The sequence below is a fragment of the Gallibacterium sp. ZY190522 genome, assembly GCF_054166015.1.
In genome coordinates this window covers 1,353,860-1,371,183 of record NZ_CM135118.1, presented here as the reverse complement: position 1 = coordinate 1,371,183, position 17,324 = coordinate 1,353,860, and the positions used below count along the sequence as shown (strand labels likewise).

The following is a 17,324-nucleotide window of genomic DNA, read 5'->3' as shown; positions in this document are numbered from 1 at the left end:
GGAAGAGAATATGGCAGGCAATAGTATTGGACAACTATTTAAAGTAACGACGTTTGGAGAGTCGCACGGTATTGCATTAGGTGGTATTGTTGATGGTGTTCCGCCAGGATTGGAATTGAGTGAAGCAGATCTTCAACCGGATTTGGATCGACGTAAACCGGGAACGTCTCGTTATACAACTCCTCGTCGGGAAGATGATGAAGTACAGATTTTATCAGGTGTGTTTGAAGGAAAAACAACGGGAACAAGTATTGGTTTATTGATTAAAAATAGCGATCAGCGTTCTAAAGATTATAGTGAGATCAAAGATCGTTTCCGTCCCGGACACGCTGATTATACCTATCAACAGAAATACGGCATTAGAGATTATCGTGGTGGCGGTCGTTCTTCCGCACGGGAAACCGCAATCCGTGTTGCAGCTGGAGGGATTGCTAAAAAATATCTTGCACAGCATTTCGGCATCAAAATTCGTGCATTTTTATCTCAAATTGGTGATATCCAAGTGCCGGCACAACAATTAGAGAAAATTGATTGGGATTTTGTTAACAGTAATCCATTTTTCTGTCCGGATGAGGCAACAATTGAAAAATTCGATGCATTAATCCGAGAATTAAAGAAAACCGGTGATTCTATTGGTGCAAAATTGACCGTGGTGGCGGAAAATGTTCCAGTTGGATTAGGTGAACCGGTTTTTGATCGTTTGGATGCCGATTTGGCACATGCTTTAATGGGAATTAATGCGGTTAAAGGTGTGGAAATAGGTGATGGATTTGCAGTGGTAACACAGCGTGGTAGTCAACATCGTGATGAAATGACACCGCAAGGTTTTTGTTCCAATCACGCCGGTGGAATTTTAGGAGGGATCAGTTCGGGGCAACCAATAGTAGCGACAATTGCATTAAAACCGACCTCTAGCATCACTATTCCGGGACGCAGCGTGAACTTGCTCAATCAAGCAGTTGAGGTGGTCACCAAAGGCAGACACGATCCTTGCGTCGGTATTCGTGCAGTGCCGATTGCAGAGGCAATGGTAGCGATCGTGTTAATGGATCATTTATTACGTTATCAAGGACAATGTGGATTAAAAAATGAAGCTTAGTCAGCGAATTGTTTTAGCGCTCTGTGTTATTTTTAGTTTGATGAATGTTGGTTTAGCGGAAACAGAATGGCAGAGAATTAAGCGACCGATTGCTGGTGATCCGTTGCCAATTGGCAGTTACAGCAATGGTTGTATTATTGGCGCACAGGCGTTGCCTTTACAAGGTGAAGGGTATCAGGTGATTCGCTCTCAAAAGCTGCGTTTTTTCGGGCATCCAGAGATGTTGAATTATTTGCAGCGTTTGGGACAAAAGGTTAAAAATGCAGGTTTGCCGACAATGTTAGTTGGCGATATTGCAATGCCCGCTGGTGGTCGTTTTGCTAGCGGGCACGCTAGCCATCAAATGGGATTGGATGCTGATATTTGGTTAAAAATGGGGGCAATGAGCGCAAAGCAGGCCTTAAACCCGACAGCTATTTTAATGGTGGATCGCAAAGCGCAACGGGTAGATGAGCGTGTTTGGACATCAAATCAGACTGAATTAATTCGTTTAGCGGCTCAGGATGATAAAGTGGCAAGAATCTTTGTTAATCCAGCAATTAAATTGAAACTGTGTCAAACTGTTAATGGTGATCGTAGTTGGTTAAGAAAATTACGTCCGTGGTTTGGACACGATGCTCATTTTCACGTACGTTTACATTGCCCTAAGGGAGCTCAATATTGTGAAGAGCAGACACCGATTCCTGCTGGAGACGGTTGTGGTGAGGAGCTGATGTCGTGGTTTAAACCTCATTCTACAACTGTGCCGAGTTCACCGAAAAAAACACCACAATTGCCTTTTTTGTGTCAACAATTATTAGATTCCCCTGATAAACAGCAGTGGTTTGCACAATAACACAGCAAATAGAGGAGAAAAAATGGACATCGGCTTAGATATTTATGCGATTCTTTTTTTATTGGCGGGGGTAGCCGGTTTTATTGATGCTATTGCCGGAGGCGGGGGATTGATCACGATTCCCGCATTATTGGCAGCTGGATTACCGCCAGCAGCGGCATTAGCGACTAATAAATTACAGGCAAGTGGCGGTTCTTTTTCTGCAAGTCTTTATTTTGTGAGAAAAAAAGCGGTAGATTTGCGTACTGTTTGGAAGATGGTTATTGGTACTTTTACTGGTGCAATGATTGGTACGATTTCAGTGCAATTAATTGATGCATCTGTGATCAAATCGTTATTACCTATTTTGGTGTTGATTGTTGGCTTGTATTTTTTATTTTCCCCTAAATTAGGTGAGAAAGATTGTCATCAACGTTTAAGTTTTACTGCATTTGCATTAGCAGCGGCATTCCCGATTGGTTTTTATGATGGCTTTTTTGGCCCAGGAACAGGTTCTTTTTTGTGTGTCGCTTTTGTTACTTTATTAGGATTTAATTTAGCAAAAGCAACAGCTCACGCTAAAATTTTGAATTTCACTTCCAATTTTACCTCATTAGTCTTTTTTATCTTGGGTGGAGAAGTTTATTGGATGCTTGGATTTGTTATGATGATTGGTGGTTTTTTAGGAGCAAGATTAGGTGCCAAAATGGTATTAACCAAAGGGCAAAAATTAATTCGTCCAATGGTAGTGATAATGGCATTTATTATGACGGCAAAAATGATGTATGACTATGGTTGGTTTAACTGAATAGAATAAGATGTCTGACGAAAATAGAAGAATTACAGCACGAGCAGGGTATGAACCTCAGTTCCGTTGGAGTTATCTGCTTCCAAAATTTTGGGGTGTTTGGTTTGGTGTGTTTTTATTAGCTTTATTGGCTTTTGTGCCGTTTCGTTGCCGTGATGTTTTGGCAGCGAAAATTGGTTTATTGGTCGGGAAAATAGCAAAAAAACAACGAAAACGGGCACAAGTCAATTTACGTTACTGTTTTCCACATTGGAGTGAACAGCAGCGTGAGCAAGTAATCGACAAAATGTTTATTACAGTGGCACAAACAATGTTGGGAATTGGAGAAATAGCATTGCGTTCCACTAAGCATTTGCAAAAAAGGAGTCTGTTTTTAGGTATAGAGCATTTACGTCAGGCAAAACAGCAGGGTAAAAATATTATTTTGCTGGTTCCTCATACTTGGGCTATTGATGCTTCCGGTATCATTTTGCATACGCAAGGAATGCCAATGACCGCAATGTATAATCCACATCGAAATCCACTGGTAGATTGGCTTTGGAATACGGTTCGAGAACGTTTCGGCGGCAAAATGCACGCACGCCAAAATGGAATTAAGCCTTTTCTGAATGCAGTCCGCAAAGGGGAGATGGGCTATTATCTGCCGGATGAAGATTATGGCGAAGAATTAAGTGTTTATGCCGATTTTTTTGCAACTTACAAGGCGACATTACCCGGACTGAATAAAATGTGCAAAATCGCTAAAGCTGTGGTAATTCCAATGTTTGCCCGTTATAACGCACAACAAGGACGTTATGAAATTGAGATTGATGCACCATTAGCATTGACAGACGATGAGCATCAAAGTGCAAGGTTAATGAATGAAGTAATCGAAAAATTTGTAACGGCAACACCAGAACAGTATGTTTGGATTTTACGATTACTGAGAACGCGTAAAGACGGCGTTGATATTTATCAATAGAAATTTTATTTTTTGATATAAAAGTGTATTTTTTCAGAAGTAGCACTGTTAGAATACGCAACTTTGAGAACAGCGGAAGCTGTATAATTTTTGTTAGGCAAATTATAATGAACCAACAGCAAAAAGAATTAATTAAATCATCAATTAAATCTATTCCAAATTATCCTGCGGAAGGCATTATTTTCCGTGATATTACCAGTTTAGTCGAAACTCCGATAGCATTTAAAGCAACTATCGATTTAATCACAGAGTACTTTAAAGATAAAAACATTACAAAAGTTGCCGGTACAGAATCAAGAGGATTTATTTTCGGTGCGCCGGTAGCGTTGGCTTTAAATGTGCCTTTTATTTTAGTGAGAAAACCAGGTAAATTGCCGCGTGAAGTGATTTCGCAATCTTATGAATTAGAGTATGGTCAGGATACTCTAGAAATGCATACCGATTCAGTCAATCAAAATGATAATGTGCTTATTATTGACGATTTGTTGGCGACCGGCGGCACAGTGGAAGCCACTATTAAATTAATTCAACGTTTAGGCGGTAAAGTTGAACACGCTGCATTTGTTATTAGTTTACCCGAATTAGGTGGTGAAGAGCGTTTGCGTAAATTGGGTGTAGAACCTTTTACATTGGTGGATTTTGCCGGACACTAACATAAGATAAAAAGGGAAAGTATGAGTTATCAGGTATTGGCGCGTAAATGGAGACCGGATCAGTTTTCTGATGTAGTAGGGCAGGAGCATATTATTGCTGCGTTGACCAATGCCTTAAATAATCAACGATTACACCATGCTTATCTGTTTTCCGGCACTCGCGGTGTTGGAAAAACATCTATTGCTCGTCTGTTTGCCAAAGGATTAAATTGTGAAAAAGGGATTACAGCTACTCCGTGCGGTGAATGTGAAAATTGTCGTGCGATTAAAGAAGGGAATTTTATTGATCTGATTGAAATCGATGCGGCTTCACGTACTAAAGTCGAAGATACTCGAGAGTTGCTGGATAATGTGCAATACAAACCGGTACGTGGTCGATTCAAGATTTATCTTATCGATGAAGTGCATATGTTATCTCGACATAGTTTTAATGCGTTGTTAAAAACATTGGAAGAGCCGCCCGAATATGTCAAATTCCTCTTGGCAACGACCGATCCGCAAAAATTGCCAATTACTGTTCTTTCCCGATGCATTCAATTTCATTTAAAAGCGTTGGATGCGGATGTGATTGCTGCACATTTGCAGAAATTATTGCAAAAAGAGCATATCGATTATCAACCACAAGCTTTGATGAAAATTGCGCGTGCGGCACAAGGCAGTGTGCGTGATGCTTTAAGTTTAACCGATCAAGCGATAGCCTTGAGTAATAGCAATATTAATGTCAATGATGTCAATATGATGCTTGGCTTGTTGGATAACGATAAATCCATCGCCTTATTAAAAGCGCTTTCTCAAGCCGATGGTGAGCAAGCAATGCAAGTTTTGTATGAGATTGCACAACAAGGCGTTGATTGGGAAAGAGTATTGCAGGAGATGGCAGAAACGTTACATCAAATTGCTATGTTGCAGTTCCTACCGCCAAATCCCGAACAAGCGAATACGGCATTAACTTTATTAGCAAAAAATCTCTCGCCAGAAGATGTGCAGTTCTATTACGAATTAATGGTTAAAGGACGAGAAGAACTGTCTTATTCACCGGATCCCAAAATTGGTGTTGAGATGACGATGTTGCGTGCATTGGCGTTTCATCCAAAGCGTTTTTCCTTGCCTAATGAAATGGCAGTTGTTTCTCATACAGAAATTACCTCTGAAAAAAGTGAGAAGTCACCTTTTTCTGTACAGCATTCGCTACAACAGAGTACGAGTAATGATGTACAAATAACCCCTGTGAATAGGGAAACTACAGGTAGTAGTTGGAAACAGGTCGTGCAGCCGCAAATTGACAGTAATGAAGCGATTATACCGGCGGATAGCAATCAACAACAGTCGATTAAGTCTTCAGCACAACAATCTTTGAGTATTCTGCAGGCGGTTTCTAATCTAGAACAAGGGCAGACGGCACATATGGTTCTGGATAATAAGAATGTTGTAGAGAGCGAAAAAAAAAAGTTTGATCTTGTAGAAGATCGAGCTATTCGGTCAGTAAATGAAGTATCTCCTTCAATTTCAAGAAAACAGAATTCTGAACCTGAAAATAGGGAGCTTATAACAAATGATTATGCTCATAATATAGATGTTGCAGAACCATCATCTTCGTTGTGGGAAAAAGCTAGTACTGAAGCCAACGATGAAGAAGAAAGCGAAAATGAAAGTATCAATGAGGATTATCACTGGTCTTGGAGCGATCCTTCATTGGCACTTCAGGGACAGGCAGTAAAGCCTTCGGAAATTAAACAAACTTTATTGAAACGATATACGCCTGAAGTATTGGAGCAGATTATTGCTTTAACTGCAAAACAGAGTGAGTGGAGCAGTGATATTGAAAAAATGGCAGTTAAGGGCAATAGCAAAGGTATTTTATTAAAATCGGTGATCCTTGAGAAAACAGATGATTTTTTGAAATTAGGTCTGCGTCCTGAAGCCTTTAATTTATTAAAAACTTTAGATTCGGCTTTTATTACACAAGCATTGAAAGATTTTTACGGGAATCAAATGCGGATTGAGCTTGATGTTTATCAAGGAGATCAAAAAACACCGTTTGAGATACGCAACGAAATTTATCAGCAATTAGTGATTCAAGCACAACAAAATTTGCAACAAGATCCGGTGTTACAGGATTTTATGCAACAATTTGAGGCTAAGATTGCTTTAGATTCCGTTCGTCCGACAGGTAAATCGAATCATTGAGAATTGCACAAATATACTTTTCAGTTAAAATACAGCTTTTATTTTTCACTACACAATAGATAGGTAAACATTATGTTTGGAAAAGGTGGATTGGGAGGCTTGATGAAACAGGCCCAACAGATGCAGGAACGGATGCAGAAAATGCAAGAAGAGATTGCACAGATGGAAGTTACAGGAGAATCTGGTGCCGGCTTGGTTAAAGTAACAGTTAATGGTGCACATAGTTGCCGCCGTGTGGAGATCGATCCTTCTTTATTAGAAGATGATAAGGAAATGTTGGAGGATTTGGTTGCTGCTGCATTTAATGATGCAGTACGCCGTGCGGATGAATTACAAAAAGAGAAAATGGCTTCCGTTACAGCCGGAATGCAATTACCACCAGGTTTTAAAATGCCTTTCTAATAAAGATGGGGAGCAATAGGCTCCCTTATCTATGTTGTTAAATATAATTTCAATTAGGTCCTTTCTTTAATTATGCAAATTAGCCCTTTACTTGATGAATTGATGGATGCTTTACGTTGTTTGCCGGGAGTCGGCCCAAAATCTGCACAACGAATGGCATATTATTTATTACAGCGTGATCGTAGCGGTGCAATGAATTTGGCTAAAACGTTGACAGAAGCGATGGCGCATATCGGTCATTGTAGTCAATGTCGAACTTTTACAGAAGAGGAGGTGTGTAATATTTGTAATAATTATCGCCGCCAAGAGAACGGGCAGTTATGTATAGTGGAAATGCCTTCTGATATTCAGGCGATTGAACAGACAGGGCAATTTTCAGGTCGTTACTTTGTACTAATGGGACATTTATCGCCATTGGATGGTATCGGGCCAAAAGAGATTGGCTTGGACTTATTACAGAAAAGATTGCAGACAGAATCTTTTTCTGAAGTGATCTTAGCGACTAATCCAACAATTGAAGGCGATGCGACGGCGAATTATATTGCAGAAATGTGTCAACAGTATGGTGTAAAAGTGAGCCGTATTGCTCACGGTATTCCGGTTGGTGGTGAGCTGGAAATGGTGGACGGTACAACGTTATCACATTCGTTTATAGGAAGACGAGAATTAAAGTAGTAAAGCAAATTGGATTTTCATCATTTGTATGGGCGATTCTTTATCCTATTTTCCTTTTACGTTACAATAACTCAATTCTATGAATAAGCAGGATAATTATGGCAAAACAGGCTCTTTTTTATGTTTTTTCTGAGGTAACTATACAAGAAAATCCTTTAGAAAATAAAGCGTGTGATTTGGCAGCAGATGCGTGGCGATTAGGAAAGAAAGTACTGATTTCTTGCCAAAATGAAGAGCAGGCTTTGTTGATTGATGAACTGTTATGGCAACGAGAGCCACAACAGTTTGTCCCGCATAATTTATCCGGTGAGGTTAGCGGTTTTATGACGCCGGTAGAAATCTGTTGGCCGGGAAAGCGTAATTCACAACGGCGAGATCTATTAATTTCATTATCATTACAGGTTCCTGAATTTGCATTACTTTTCCCTCAAGTGATAGAATTTGTTCCGGCAGATGAACAACTGAAAGCGCTAGCCAGAGAACGCTATAAATATTATCGGCAGCTAGGGTGGCAGTTGAGTACGGAGCAAATTTAATGTCGTGGATTGCAAAATCTTTCGCCCAACTTAGCACAGAAGAATTGTTTGCCATTTATCAATTACGCACCGCCGTGTTTGTGGTGGAACAGCAATGTGCCTATCAAGAAGTGGATCACTGGGATAAAAGTGCGGTGCATTTTTGGCAAGAATTTGACGGTAAAATCTGTGCCTACTGCCGCATTATTCCGCAAGATGACGGCGTGCATATTGGCAGAGTGTTAGTCGCACAGCACGCACGGGGCAACGGCTTAGCTAAAGAATTGGTACGACAAGCTCTCGATTATTGCCAACAACATTGGATAACCCAACCCGTGCTAATCCAAGCTCAAACTTATTTGCGGAATTTTTATCAATCTTTCGGCTTCCAAGCCATTTCAACGGAATATTTAGAAGATGGCATACCGCATTTGGATATGAAATTAGTGAGCTAAGGTGATGAGGAAGAAATAATGAAACCAATGACAAAAGAAGAAATCATTGAACAACAACGGCAGTTGCATATTCTTTTTAAAGCGTGGATGGAAGATAAGAAAAAGCGTGAGGTGCTGACATTTCAACGTCCTAATGGAAATATTGTTCAGCATTATCCAGATGGACACGAAGAAGTGATTAAATATGCAGAATAATTTAGCCATTTTCTATTGTGGGACAAATGGTGCTGGAAAAAGCACCTTACGTTCTTTTAATCAGGATTCTGTTCAAGTAGTGATTGATTCTGATCATATTGCGATGGAACTTAATCCACAAAATCCTCGACGCGCAGATATAGAGGCGGGGAGAAAAGCGGTTGAATTATTTAAGTATGCACTTAAAAATCAGGTTTCGTTTTCAATGGAATCGACTCTTGCAGGAAAGTCTATTTTGCATCGTATGCAACAAGCTAAATCAAAAGGGTTTTACGTAAGATTAAATTATATCGGGGTCAATGATCCTGACATTAATGTGAAAAGGGTGCAGGCGAGAGTAGCTAATGGTGGACATTTTATTGATGAAACTACCATTCGTAAACGTTATGATATTAGTCGGCAAAATTTAATTTTAGCATTACCTTTTTGTGATGAAGCATTTATTTATGATAATTCAGCGGAAATGCCGATACTTATTTTTCATCTTTCTAAATCGAAAAGGATTACTCAATTTGAAAAAGTATTACCTGATTGGTGTGAGGATTTATTAGCAGAATTATTACAGTTAGATTTTAATTTAGTTTAGTTAAAAACAGAGAAAAACCAATGACACAAAAATTCCAAATGGCAGATCGCTTTGATTCGTCTGCCGTAGAACAAGCACTTTATAAACACTGGGAAGAACAGGGCTATTTTAAGCCGAATGAAAACCCGAATGCACCGAGTTATTGTATTGCGATTCCGCCGCCGAATGTAACGGGATCGTTGCATATGGGGCACGCTTTCCAGCAAACCTTAATGGATACGCTTATCCGTTTTCATCGTATGGAGGGGGATAACACCCTCTGGCAGGCGGGGACTGACCACGCTGGGATCGCTACGCAAATGGTGGTGGAACGTAAAATCGCAGCGGAAGAGGGCAAAACTCGCCACGATTACGGACGCGAAGCTTTTATCGAAAAAATTTGGGATTGGAAAGCCTATTCAGGTGGCACGATCAGCCAGCAAATGCGACGTTTGGGCAATTCCATTGATTGGGAACGTGAGCGTTTCACAATGGACGATGGTCTTTCTGATGCGGTGAAAGAAGTCTTTGTGCGTTTGCACGAAGAGGGCTTGATTTATCGCGGTAAGCGCCTGGTAAACTGGGATCCAAAACTGCACACTGCAATTTCCGATCTCGAAGTGGAAAATAAGGAAAGCAAAGGCTCGCTCTGGCATTTCCGCTATCCATTGGCGAACGGTGAAAAAACAGCAGACGGTAAGGATTATTTAGTGGTGGCGACCACCCGTCCTGAAACAATGTTGGGCGATACAGCGGTGGCGGTACACCCTGAAGATGAACGCTATCAATCTCTTATCGGCAAAACCGTGATCTTACCGCTGGCGAATCGTGAAATCCCGATTATCGCTGATGATTATGTGGATCGTGAATTTGGAACGGGGGTAGTGAAAATCACACCTGCTCACGATTTCAACGACTACGAAGTGGGTAAGCGTCATCAGTTGCCAATGGTGAACGTGATGACTTTGAATGCGGATATTCGTGATGAAGCGGAAATTATCGGTGTGGATAATAAACCGTTGGCAAATTATGTGGCGGAAATTCCTGAGAAATATCGTGGAATGGAGCGTTTCGCCGCACGTAAACAAATCGTGGCGGATTTTGAGGCTTTAGGTTTGTTGGAAGAAATTAAACCGCACGATCTTAAAGTTCCTTATGGCGATCGTGGTGGTGTGCCGATTGAGCCAATGCTGACCGATCAATGGTATGTGAGCGTAAAACCGTTGGCAGAAGTGGCGACCAAAGCGGTGGAAGATGGCGAAATCCAATTTGTGCCGAAACAATATGAAAACCTCTATTTCTCGTGGATGCGTGATATTCAAGACTGGTGTATTTCTCGCCAACTGTGGTGGGGACATCGCATTCCTGCTTGGTATGACGCAGAGGGCAACATTTATGTGGCACGCAGTGAAGCTGAAGTGCGGTCAAAATATCAGCTAAATTCTGATGTGGTGCTGAAGCAAGATGAAGACGTGCTAGACACTTGGTTCTCGTCCGCCTTGTGGACATTCTCGACTTTAGGTTGGCCGAAGCAAACCAAAGATTTGGCGATGTTCCACCCAACTGACGTGCTGATCACAGGCTTTGACATTATTTTCTTCTGGGTAGCACGAATGATTATGTTCACAATGCACTTCATCAAAGATGAAAATGGCAAGCCGCAAGTGCCGTTCAAAACCGTGTATGTAACGGGCTTGATCCGTGATGAAAACGGACAAAAAATGTCGAAATCAAAAGGCAACGTGCTTGATCCGATTGATATGATCGACGGTATCAGCCTTGAGGATTTATTAGAAAAACGCACGGGCAATATGATGCAACCACAATTAGCGGAAAAAATCGCTAAAGCCACCCGCAAAGAGTTTGCCGACGGCATTGCCGCTCATGGTACTGATGCCTTGCGTTTCACCCTCGCCGCCCTTGCGAGCAATGGACGCGATATTAACTGGGATATGAAACGCTTAGAGGGATATCGCAATTTCTGTAATAAATTGTGGAATGCGAGCCGTTTCGTTCTAACCAATGAGAAGCTCGATTTGTCTGAGGGTGAGGTGGAATATAGCCTTGCGGATCGTTGGATTCAATCGGTGTTTAACCGTACAACCCAAGCTGTTCGCACTGCATTCGGGCAATATCGTTTTGATTTGGCAGCCAACGCGATTTATGAATTTACTTGGGATCAGTTCTGCGACTGGTATTTGGAACTCACCAAGCCTGTGTTCGCTCAAGGCTCAGAAGCTCAAAAACGTGGGGCGAGCCGTACGCTAGTGAATGTGTTGGAAAAACTGTTGCGTTTAGCTCACCCGATTATTCCATTCATCACGGAAGAAATTTGGCAAAAAGTGAAAGGTTTTGCAGGTGTGAATGGTGATACTATTATGCTACAACCTTATCCGCAGTATGAGCCGAGCCAAATTGACGAGCAAGCTGAACAGCAAATCAACTGGCTGAAAGACATTATCATCGCGGTGCGTAATATCCGTGCGGAACGTAATATTGCTCCAAGTAAAGGCTTAGAGGCATTATTACGCCATTTAACGCCAGAACAGCAACAAATTCTTGCCGATAATTGCACATTATTAGCAAGTATGGCGAAATTAGATAGCATTGAAGTGTTAAACGATGGAGTAGAAGCACCATTCTCAGTAACCAAATTGATTGGCAACACGGAACTTCTTATTCCAATGGCAGGTTTCATCGACAAAGCCACTGAATTAGCACGCCTAACCAAAGAACTAGAGAAACTCAATGGTGAAATTGCGCGCATTGAAAACAAATTGAGCAATGAAGCTTTTGTGGCGAAAGCCCCTGAGCAAGTCATTGCTAAAGAACGCGAAAAAATGCAAGGCTATTTGGATGGTCTTGATAAATTAAAAGCACAATATGCTGCTATTGAAGCGTTATAAGTAGAAATAAAAGGCATATCTTTTTGAAGATATGCCTTAAAAATATAAGTAAAAACCTACGATAGCTCGTAGGTTTGTTATTAATAAATAATGTTATTCTTTTATACCTTTAATTTGATAATTAATTTGCCAATATAACAAATCTAAGTAGGCTTTTATTCCTTGAGATTCCATTTCACTTATTTCAAGTTGATATTTAATTTCACCATTCTGTTTATTCCATTGATATTTAATAATGTTTTCAGAATGGAGATCATAAACTGCATCGGGAGTAATAAATACGGTTTCATTAAAAGCAAAATTGAATTTGTTATCTGATTTATTTGATAATAAATTTCTGCCAGCTAAATGCCAATATTCGCAATCAGATAGACTTAATGAGAATAAAGTTGGCATAATATCTTTATGTGATCCTAGTCTATAAGGATTAAAGTCTATTGGTAAATTTTCTTTTATAGTTGATGGGATATGAATAAAAAATGGTACTGTTTTATCTAAAAACAGATCAAGCGGAAAACGATTTTCCATTGCACGCATATAATGATCACCTGTTGCGGCAATAATTGTTTTTTCTGCAATATTACTTTTTTCTATATTTTCAATAAATTCGCCTAATGCATTTGCTGCATATTGGAATGCCTGCAAAATATTTTTCTGTTCAGTTTTATCCTTAGCTAAAATCTTCCCAGTTAATATATCAGGATTGACCACAAAAGGATGATAATTGTCCGGAGCTTTGAAAGGTGGATGATTTGTCATTGTCAGAATATTAATAAAAAGTGGTTGACTGCTTTCTTGCAATAATTTTTCTGCCAATTTAAAAGCATATTCATCAGCAACACCCCAATAGGATAGAGTAGCTTTTGATTCGGGGAATGTATCTATAATTGAGTTTTGATCATAAAGTTCATCAATACCTTGCAGTGGCATATAGTTGGCTAAATTTCGCCACATAATATTTCCTGCAGTAATAAAAACTGTTTTATAACCTTTACTTTTATAAATAAAGAATGGTGTTTGTGCCAAACTTTTATTTTGTGCTATCGATTGGCTAATATTTTGAATTGGACTATAAAAATAAAGGGAAGATAATGATGGAGCTGTTCCGTTATAGTCAGAAGTGAAAAATTTAAAATAATAATCCTGCTGAAAATATTGGCGTAATTTCCCCAATAAATCATTAGTTTCAGCGTGATCAAGTTGTAAAAAATTATTGCCAAAACTTTCCATTAAAGCCATAACAATATGTGGTGGATTCTGTTCTAGAAAAGTATTTTTTTCTGTTTTATCAACAAAAAATCGCTGAGGATTTTCGTATTTAAGGGATTGGCTAGTTGGAATAAATTTTGTGAATTGCTTGATTAGTTTTAAACCTTGCTCTTTGTCAACATTTGAAAATTGAATATCACGTTTTCGATCTTCAAAAGCCCATTTCATTGCAATAATACCATTTGGAACCATCTGATTAATAATACTTAATGCTGAAACTTGGGCGTGCATTTTTGCTAATGGATGAGTGAAAAAATACCCTCTAGCAGCATAAGCAAGATAGATAAAAATGATTAAGCTAAAAATAGTAGTAATGAATGTACTATAATTTTCTATTGCTAAGGGTTGTTGATTTAGAATACAAATAAAAACAAATGTAGGGAAAACAGCAGCTATAATGGTGAGGAATATTAGTTTAAGAATAGGATAATCTTCCCAAATATTATTTAAGACAGCGTTAGTATCATCTTCAATAATGCCAAACATAAAAATATTGTAATAGCTTTTATAGGTTTTAAAGTAAAAATAGTTACCGATATTAATGCCGGTAAAGAGTAATGAAATTAGAAAAATATAGAAACTGAATAAGCTAATTGTCGCTTGATAAAGCGAAAATGCGATTAAAACTGAACCAATAATAAATGGAACAGCAATAATTATTGCACTAATTTTAGCATCATAGCGATACCCCATTTTCCTCATACGAGAGAATGAATGATGGTTTTTAGGATCTTGAAATAAGTCAGGCTCGACAAAACTTTTTACCATAGATTTTCTGATTAATGTAGTTTGAATAATATAATAGAAAAATAAAATTGTCAGAGCAAAGAGAAAGTTTAAATAAAAAGTCATTGATGAATCCCTAAAACGAGAGTTATTTATCTTCAAACCAAATTAATGTCGCCATTCTTCCTGTAATTTTATCGCGACGATAAGAATAAAATTTTTCTGGTTCGGAGTAAGTACAATACTCACCACCACTAATATTTTGGGGCAATATTCCCACTTGTTGTAAGCGGATTCTTGCTAACTGATAAATATCTGCAAAATATTTACCTTGATTTTGGGCATCAACCTTAAAAGCCTGTTTTGCTCTTTCATTGTCTAGACAAAAAGCGTCAAAAACATCTTGTCCGACTTGAAATGCTTTAGCACTGATCGCCGGAGCAAGCCAGACTTTAATTTTGTCTTTTGGAGCGTTAAAACAGCACAAAGTATTTTCTAATATACCGTTGGCTAATCCCCGCCAACCAGCGTGTGCAGCGGCAACTTCTTTACCATTTTCTGCAGCAAAAATAACCGGCAAGCAATCTGCTGTCATAATTAAGCAGACTTGGTTAGGTTGGTTGCTGTAACAGGCATCCGCCGTTTTATCTTCGCTGTTAAGAGGCAATCTCTTAACAAGATTGCTGTGTATTTGCGTGAGAAAAGTTGGTAATTGTGGCAATTGAAATTGTTCTACTAACAATTGTCGATTTTTAGCAATGATTTTTGCGGTATCGCCAACGTGATCGCCTAAATTCATACCGACATAAGCACCGTAGCTGTAACCTCCGGTGCGTAAAGTACTTAATGCGTGAATATTATTCGGCACTTGCCAATTTGGGTAAATAGCATTCATCAATAATCCAATTTATCTTTGTGTAGTTCATAATCTGTTTTTAGGGCATTGACTAATTCAACAAAGTCATCTGGTAAGGGGGCATACCATTCCATTAATTCCCGACTAATCGGATGTTCTAAGCGTAACATAATAGCGTGTAATGCTTGACGTTGGAATTGTCGTAATACTTCTAATAAGGCTTCACTTGCACCTTTTGGCGGTTTAGGTCGCCCACCATAAGTTTGATCACCGAGTAACGGATGGGCTATATATGCCATATGTACACGAATTTGGTGCGTACGTCCGGTTTCAAGTCGTAATCTTAAGCGAGTGTAGTTGCGAAAACGTTCCATAATGCGATAGTGGGTTACTGCTGGTTTGCCTAATGGATGTACCGCCATATGTGTACGTTTGGTCGGATGGCGAGCCATTGGCTGATCAACTGTTCCGCCTTTAGTCATAATTCCGCTAGCAATGGCTTCGTATTCGCGAGTAATTTGCCGTTTTTGTAATGCACTAACCAGTTTGGTTTGTGCCTCTATTGTTTTGGCAACCACCATTAAACCGGTGGTGTCTTTGTCTAAACGATGTACAATCCCAGCACGCGGCACTTCCGCAATCGGCGGATAATGATATAAAAGAGCGTTTAATACGGTATTATCTGGGTTGCCGGCACCCGGATGAACAACAAGATCTTTGCTTTTATTAATGACGAGAATATGTTCATCTTCATATACAATATCCAGCGGAATATTTTGTGGTGTAAAACGAGTATCTTCTTCTATTTCTGCCTGCATAATGATTTGTTCCGTGCCGAACACTTTTTCTTTAGGTACGGTAACAATCCTATTATCTACCTGCACTAAACCAGCTTCGATCCAAGTTTTGATGCGAGAACGAGAATATTCCGGAAACAATTCTGCTAAAGTTTGGTCTAAACGTTGACCTAATTGATGAGGTTGAACCTCTGCTGTTAGTTTTTTGTGTTCCATCGTGTTTTTAATTCCAGTAATATAAACATTTAATTATTTGCTGATACACTATACAATAACAGCAACCAATAGAGTTAAAGTCGTGATTTTACCTTAACTGTTCACGAGTTTATAGATCGAATCAAGAATTGTGTAATTGTTGTGCAATTCACCTAATAAAAAATTAAGGATTTAGATGCATATGAATAAGATAAAAGTAATTGCTGTGACTGCTTTATCCGCTTTGGTATTATCAGCTTGTTCCAACTCTTCTAAAGAGCAGGTTGAGCAGGCTCCGGTGAGTGAATTATATCAAAAAGCCCAAGAATATTTGCAGGATGAGAATTATCGTCAAGCAATCCGTTATCTTGAAGCTACGGATAATCGTTTTCCATATGGCGAATATGCACAACAGGCAGATTTAAATTTAATTTATGCCTATTACCGCAATGAAGATTATGTGAATACTTTGTCGACAGCGGAGCGTTATTTGCAAAAATATCCACAAGGTCCTCATTTGGATTATGTGCTATATATTGCTGGTTTAACCAATATGGCATTGGGGGATAATTTATTCCAGGACTTCTTTGGAGTAGAGCGTTCTTCACGAGAAACTAAGCCGAGAGAAGATGCTTATCATAACTTTGAAACCTTAGTGCGTTATTTCCCGAATAGTGAATATACGCCGGATGCGAAACAACGAATGAGCTATATTCGTGAAAGTTTGGCAAAACATCAATATGAAATTGCGGAATTTTATCTGAAACGTGACGCTTACGTTGCGGTGGTGAATCGAATTCAAGATAATTTGCTCCGTTTATATCCGGATACAAGTTATGCTTATAAAGCATTGCCAATGTTGCAACAGGCTTATGCCGCATTACATTTAGATAAACAGGCGCAAGAAATTGCACAGGTTTTAGCAAACAACAAACAAAAACAATTTCCTGAATTAGACAAACCAGAAGCACGTCCGGACGTTAAACCACCGTTGAAGTAAACTTGTTATCAAGAGAAAATGCGATCAATGTGATCGCATTTTTATTGTACGGAACGATAGAGATCTTTGCTATAAAAAATTTGTGTTGGATTATTTAAGTCATAACCGGCAAGGTCGGCAGAGATTTTTATCGGTAAATAATAGTGATAGATTGGTAAAATAATGGCATCAGTTGTTAGCGTGTCAAGAACCTGCTGATAAATTTGTTGTCGTTTTTCATTTGCTGTTTCTAGCATTGCCTGTTCT

Annotated in this window: 17 protein-coding genes; 14 read left to right on the top strand and 3 right to left on the bottom strand. The window is 39.2% G+C overall.

Annotated features, from left to right (window positions below):
- Window positions 1-10: 10 nt before the first annotated feature.
- The 13 genes from aroC to ACXPAV_RS06640 all read left to right on the top strand — a co-directional run bounded on the left by aroC (window position 11) and on the right by ACXPAV_RS06640 (window position 12,235).
- Window positions 11-1,099: a chorismate synthase gene (gene aroC, locus ACXPAV_RS06700; RefSeq protein ID WP_458003044.1), complete on the top strand. Its 1,089-nt coding sequence runs from the start codon at window positions 11-13 to the stop codon at window positions 1,097-1,099.
- The gene (mepA, locus tag ACXPAV_RS06695) at window positions 1,089-1,934 is read left to right on the top strand and encodes a penicillin-insensitive murein endopeptidase (RefSeq protein ID WP_458003043.1); all 846 of its coding nucleotides are present in this window, start codon (window positions 1,089-1,091) and stop codon (window positions 1,932-1,934) included. Before aroC ends, mepA begins: the two co-directional genes overlap by 11 nt.
- Window positions 1,935-1,956: 22 nt before the next feature.
- Window positions 1,957-2,721, top strand: a complete 765-nt coding sequence (locus ACXPAV_RS06690) for a TSUP family transporter (protein WP_039174048.1) — start codon at window positions 1,957-1,959, stop codon at window positions 2,719-2,721.
- Between the two features lie 10 nt (window positions 2,722-2,731).
- On the top strand, window positions 2,732-3,682 hold the full coding sequence (gene lpxM / locus ACXPAV_RS06685; protein WP_458003042.1) for a lauroyl-Kdo(2)-lipid IV(A) myristoyltransferase: 951 nt from the start codon (window positions 2,732-2,734) through the stop codon (window positions 3,680-3,682).
- Window positions 3,683-3,789: 107 nt separating this feature from the next.
- Window positions 3,790-4,335 carry an adenine phosphoribosyltransferase gene (gene apt, locus ACXPAV_RS06680; protein WP_039174043.1) on the top strand — a complete coding sequence of 182 codons (546 nt, stop codon included), beginning with the start codon at window positions 3,790-3,792 and terminating at the stop codon, window positions 4,333-4,335.
- Window positions 4,336-4,356: 21 nt separating this feature from the next.
- Entirely contained in the window at window positions 4,357-6,522 is a 2,166-nt protein-coding gene (gene dnaX, locus ACXPAV_RS06675) for a DNA polymerase III subunit gamma/tau (RefSeq protein WP_458003041.1), read from the top strand.
- Between the two features lie 72 nt (window positions 6,523-6,594).
- Window positions 6,595-6,924: a YbaB/EbfC family nucleoid-associated protein gene (locus ACXPAV_RS06670; protein ID WP_458003040.1), complete on the top strand. Its 330-nt coding sequence runs from the start codon at window positions 6,595-6,597 to the stop codon at window positions 6,922-6,924.
- A 72-nt stretch (window positions 6,925-6,996) separates the two neighbouring features.
- The gene (recR, locus tag ACXPAV_RS06665; protein ID WP_013746785.1) at window positions 6,997-7,599 is read left to right on the top strand and encodes a recombination mediator RecR; all 603 of its coding nucleotides are present in this window, start codon (window positions 6,997-6,999) and stop codon (window positions 7,597-7,599) included.
- 98 nt (window positions 7,600-7,697) lie between these two features.
- Window positions 7,698-8,135 (top strand): DNA polymerase III subunit chi, encoded by a 438-nt coding sequence (locus ACXPAV_RS06660; protein ID WP_039174039.1) that lies wholly within the window; start codon window positions 7,698-7,700, stop codon window positions 8,133-8,135.
- Window positions 8,135-8,569 carry a GNAT family N-acetyltransferase gene (locus ACXPAV_RS06655; RefSeq protein WP_458003039.1) on the top strand — a complete coding sequence of 145 codons (435 nt, stop codon included), beginning with the start codon at window positions 8,135-8,137 and terminating at the stop codon, window positions 8,567-8,569. The genes ACXPAV_RS06660 and ACXPAV_RS06655 overlap by 1 nt, the downstream gene beginning before the upstream one ends.
- 18 nt (window positions 8,570-8,587) lie before the next feature.
- A complete protein-coding gene (locus ACXPAV_RS06650; protein ID WP_018347122.1) occupies window positions 8,588-8,764 on the top strand; it encodes a hypothetical protein in 177 nt (58 codons plus the stop codon).
- The gene (locus tag ACXPAV_RS06645) at window positions 8,754-9,350 is read left to right on the top strand and encodes a zeta toxin family protein (protein WP_039174034.1); all 597 of its coding nucleotides are present in this window, start codon (window positions 8,754-8,756) and stop codon (window positions 9,348-9,350) included. The genes ACXPAV_RS06650 and ACXPAV_RS06645 overlap by 11 nt, the downstream gene beginning before the upstream one ends.
- A gap of 20 nt (window positions 9,351-9,370) precedes the next feature.
- Window positions 9,371-12,235, top strand: coding sequence for a valine--tRNA ligase (locus tag ACXPAV_RS06640; RefSeq protein WP_458003038.1), 2,865 nt, complete (start codon window positions 9,371-9,373; stop codon window positions 12,233-12,235).
- Between the two features lie 93 nt (window positions 12,236-12,328).
- On the opposite strand, the gene ACXPAV_RS06635 is transcribed toward ACXPAV_RS06640, so the two are convergent.
- Genes ACXPAV_RS06635 through rluD form a run of 3 tightly spaced genes read right to left on the bottom strand, consistent with a single transcriptional unit; the run spans window position 12,329 to window position 16,099 of the window.
- On the bottom strand, window positions 12,329-14,356 hold the full coding sequence (locus ACXPAV_RS06635) for an LTA synthase family protein (protein ID WP_458003037.1): 2,028 nt from the start codon (window positions 14,354-14,356) through the stop codon (window positions 12,329-12,331).
- A gap of 22 nt (window positions 14,357-14,378) precedes the next feature.
- The gene (gene pgeF, locus ACXPAV_RS06630; RefSeq protein WP_458003036.1) at window positions 14,379-15,125 is read right to left on the bottom strand and encodes a peptidoglycan editing factor PgeF; all 747 of its coding nucleotides are present in this window, start codon (window positions 15,123-15,125) and stop codon (window positions 14,379-14,381) included.
- On the bottom strand, window positions 15,125-16,099 hold the full coding sequence (rluD, locus tag ACXPAV_RS06625; protein ID WP_458003035.1) for a 23S rRNA pseudouridine(1911/1915/1917) synthase RluD: 975 nt from the start codon (window positions 16,097-16,099) through the stop codon (window positions 15,125-15,127). The genes pgeF and rluD overlap by 1 nt, the downstream gene beginning before the upstream one ends.
- A 181-nt stretch (window positions 16,100-16,280) precedes the next feature.
- Between rluD and ACXPAV_RS06620 the strand changes: the two genes are divergently transcribed.
- A complete protein-coding gene (locus tag ACXPAV_RS06620; protein WP_458003034.1) occupies window positions 16,281-17,078 on the top strand; it encodes an outer membrane protein assembly factor BamD in 798 nt (265 codons plus the stop codon).
- Window positions 17,079-17,324 lie beyond the last annotated feature (246 nt).

Coding starts and splice junctions, on each gene's coding strand:
- aroC (WP_458003044.1), top strand. CDS start 11: ATGGCAGGCAATAGTATTGGACAACTATTTAAAGTAACGACGTTTGGA.
- mepA (WP_458003043.1), top strand. CDS start 1,089: ATGAAGCTTAGTCAGCGAATTGTTTTAGCGCTCTGTGTTATTTTTAGT.
- ACXPAV_RS06690 (WP_039174048.1), top strand. CDS start 1,957: ATGGACATCGGCTTAGATATTTATGCGATTCTTTTTTTATTGGCGGGG.
- lpxM (WP_458003042.1), top strand. CDS start 2,732: ATGTCTGACGAAAATAGAAGAATTACAGCACGAGCAGGGTATGAACCT.
- apt (WP_039174043.1), top strand. CDS start 3,790: ATGAACCAACAGCAAAAAGAATTAATTAAATCATCAATTAAATCTATT.
- dnaX (WP_458003041.1), top strand. CDS start 4,357: ATGAGTTATCAGGTATTGGCGCGTAAATGGAGACCGGATCAGTTTTCT.
- ACXPAV_RS06670 (WP_458003040.1), top strand. CDS start 6,595: ATGTTTGGAAAAGGTGGATTGGGAGGCTTGATGAAACAGGCCCAACAG.
- recR (WP_013746785.1), top strand. CDS start 6,997: ATGCAAATTAGCCCTTTACTTGATGAATTGATGGATGCTTTACGTTGT.
- ACXPAV_RS06660 (WP_039174039.1), top strand. CDS start 7,698: ATGGCAAAACAGGCTCTTTTTTATGTTTTTTCTGAGGTAACTATACAA.
- ACXPAV_RS06655 (WP_458003039.1), top strand. CDS start 8,135: ATGTCGTGGATTGCAAAATCTTTCGCCCAACTTAGCACAGAAGAATTG.
- ACXPAV_RS06650 (WP_018347122.1), top strand. CDS start 8,588: ATGAAACCAATGACAAAAGAAGAAATCATTGAACAACAACGGCAGTTG.
- ACXPAV_RS06645 (WP_039174034.1), top strand. CDS start 8,754: ATGCAGAATAATTTAGCCATTTTCTATTGTGGGACAAATGGTGCTGGA.
- ACXPAV_RS06640 (WP_458003038.1), top strand. CDS start 9,371: ATGACACAAAAATTCCAAATGGCAGATCGCTTTGATTCGTCTGCCGTA.
- ACXPAV_RS06635 (WP_458003037.1), bottom strand. CDS start 14,356: ATGACTTTTTATTTAAACTTTCTCTTTGCTCTGACAATTTTATTTTTC.
- pgeF (WP_458003036.1), bottom strand. CDS start 15,125: ATGAATGCTATTTACCCAAATTGGCAAGTGCCGAATAATATTCACGCA.
- rluD (WP_458003035.1), bottom strand. CDS start 16,099: ATGGAACACAAAAAACTAACAGCAGAGGTTCAACCTCATCAATTAGGT.
- ACXPAV_RS06620 (WP_458003034.1), top strand. CDS start 16,281: ATGAATAAGATAAAAGTAATTGCTGTGACTGCTTTATCCGCTTTGGTA.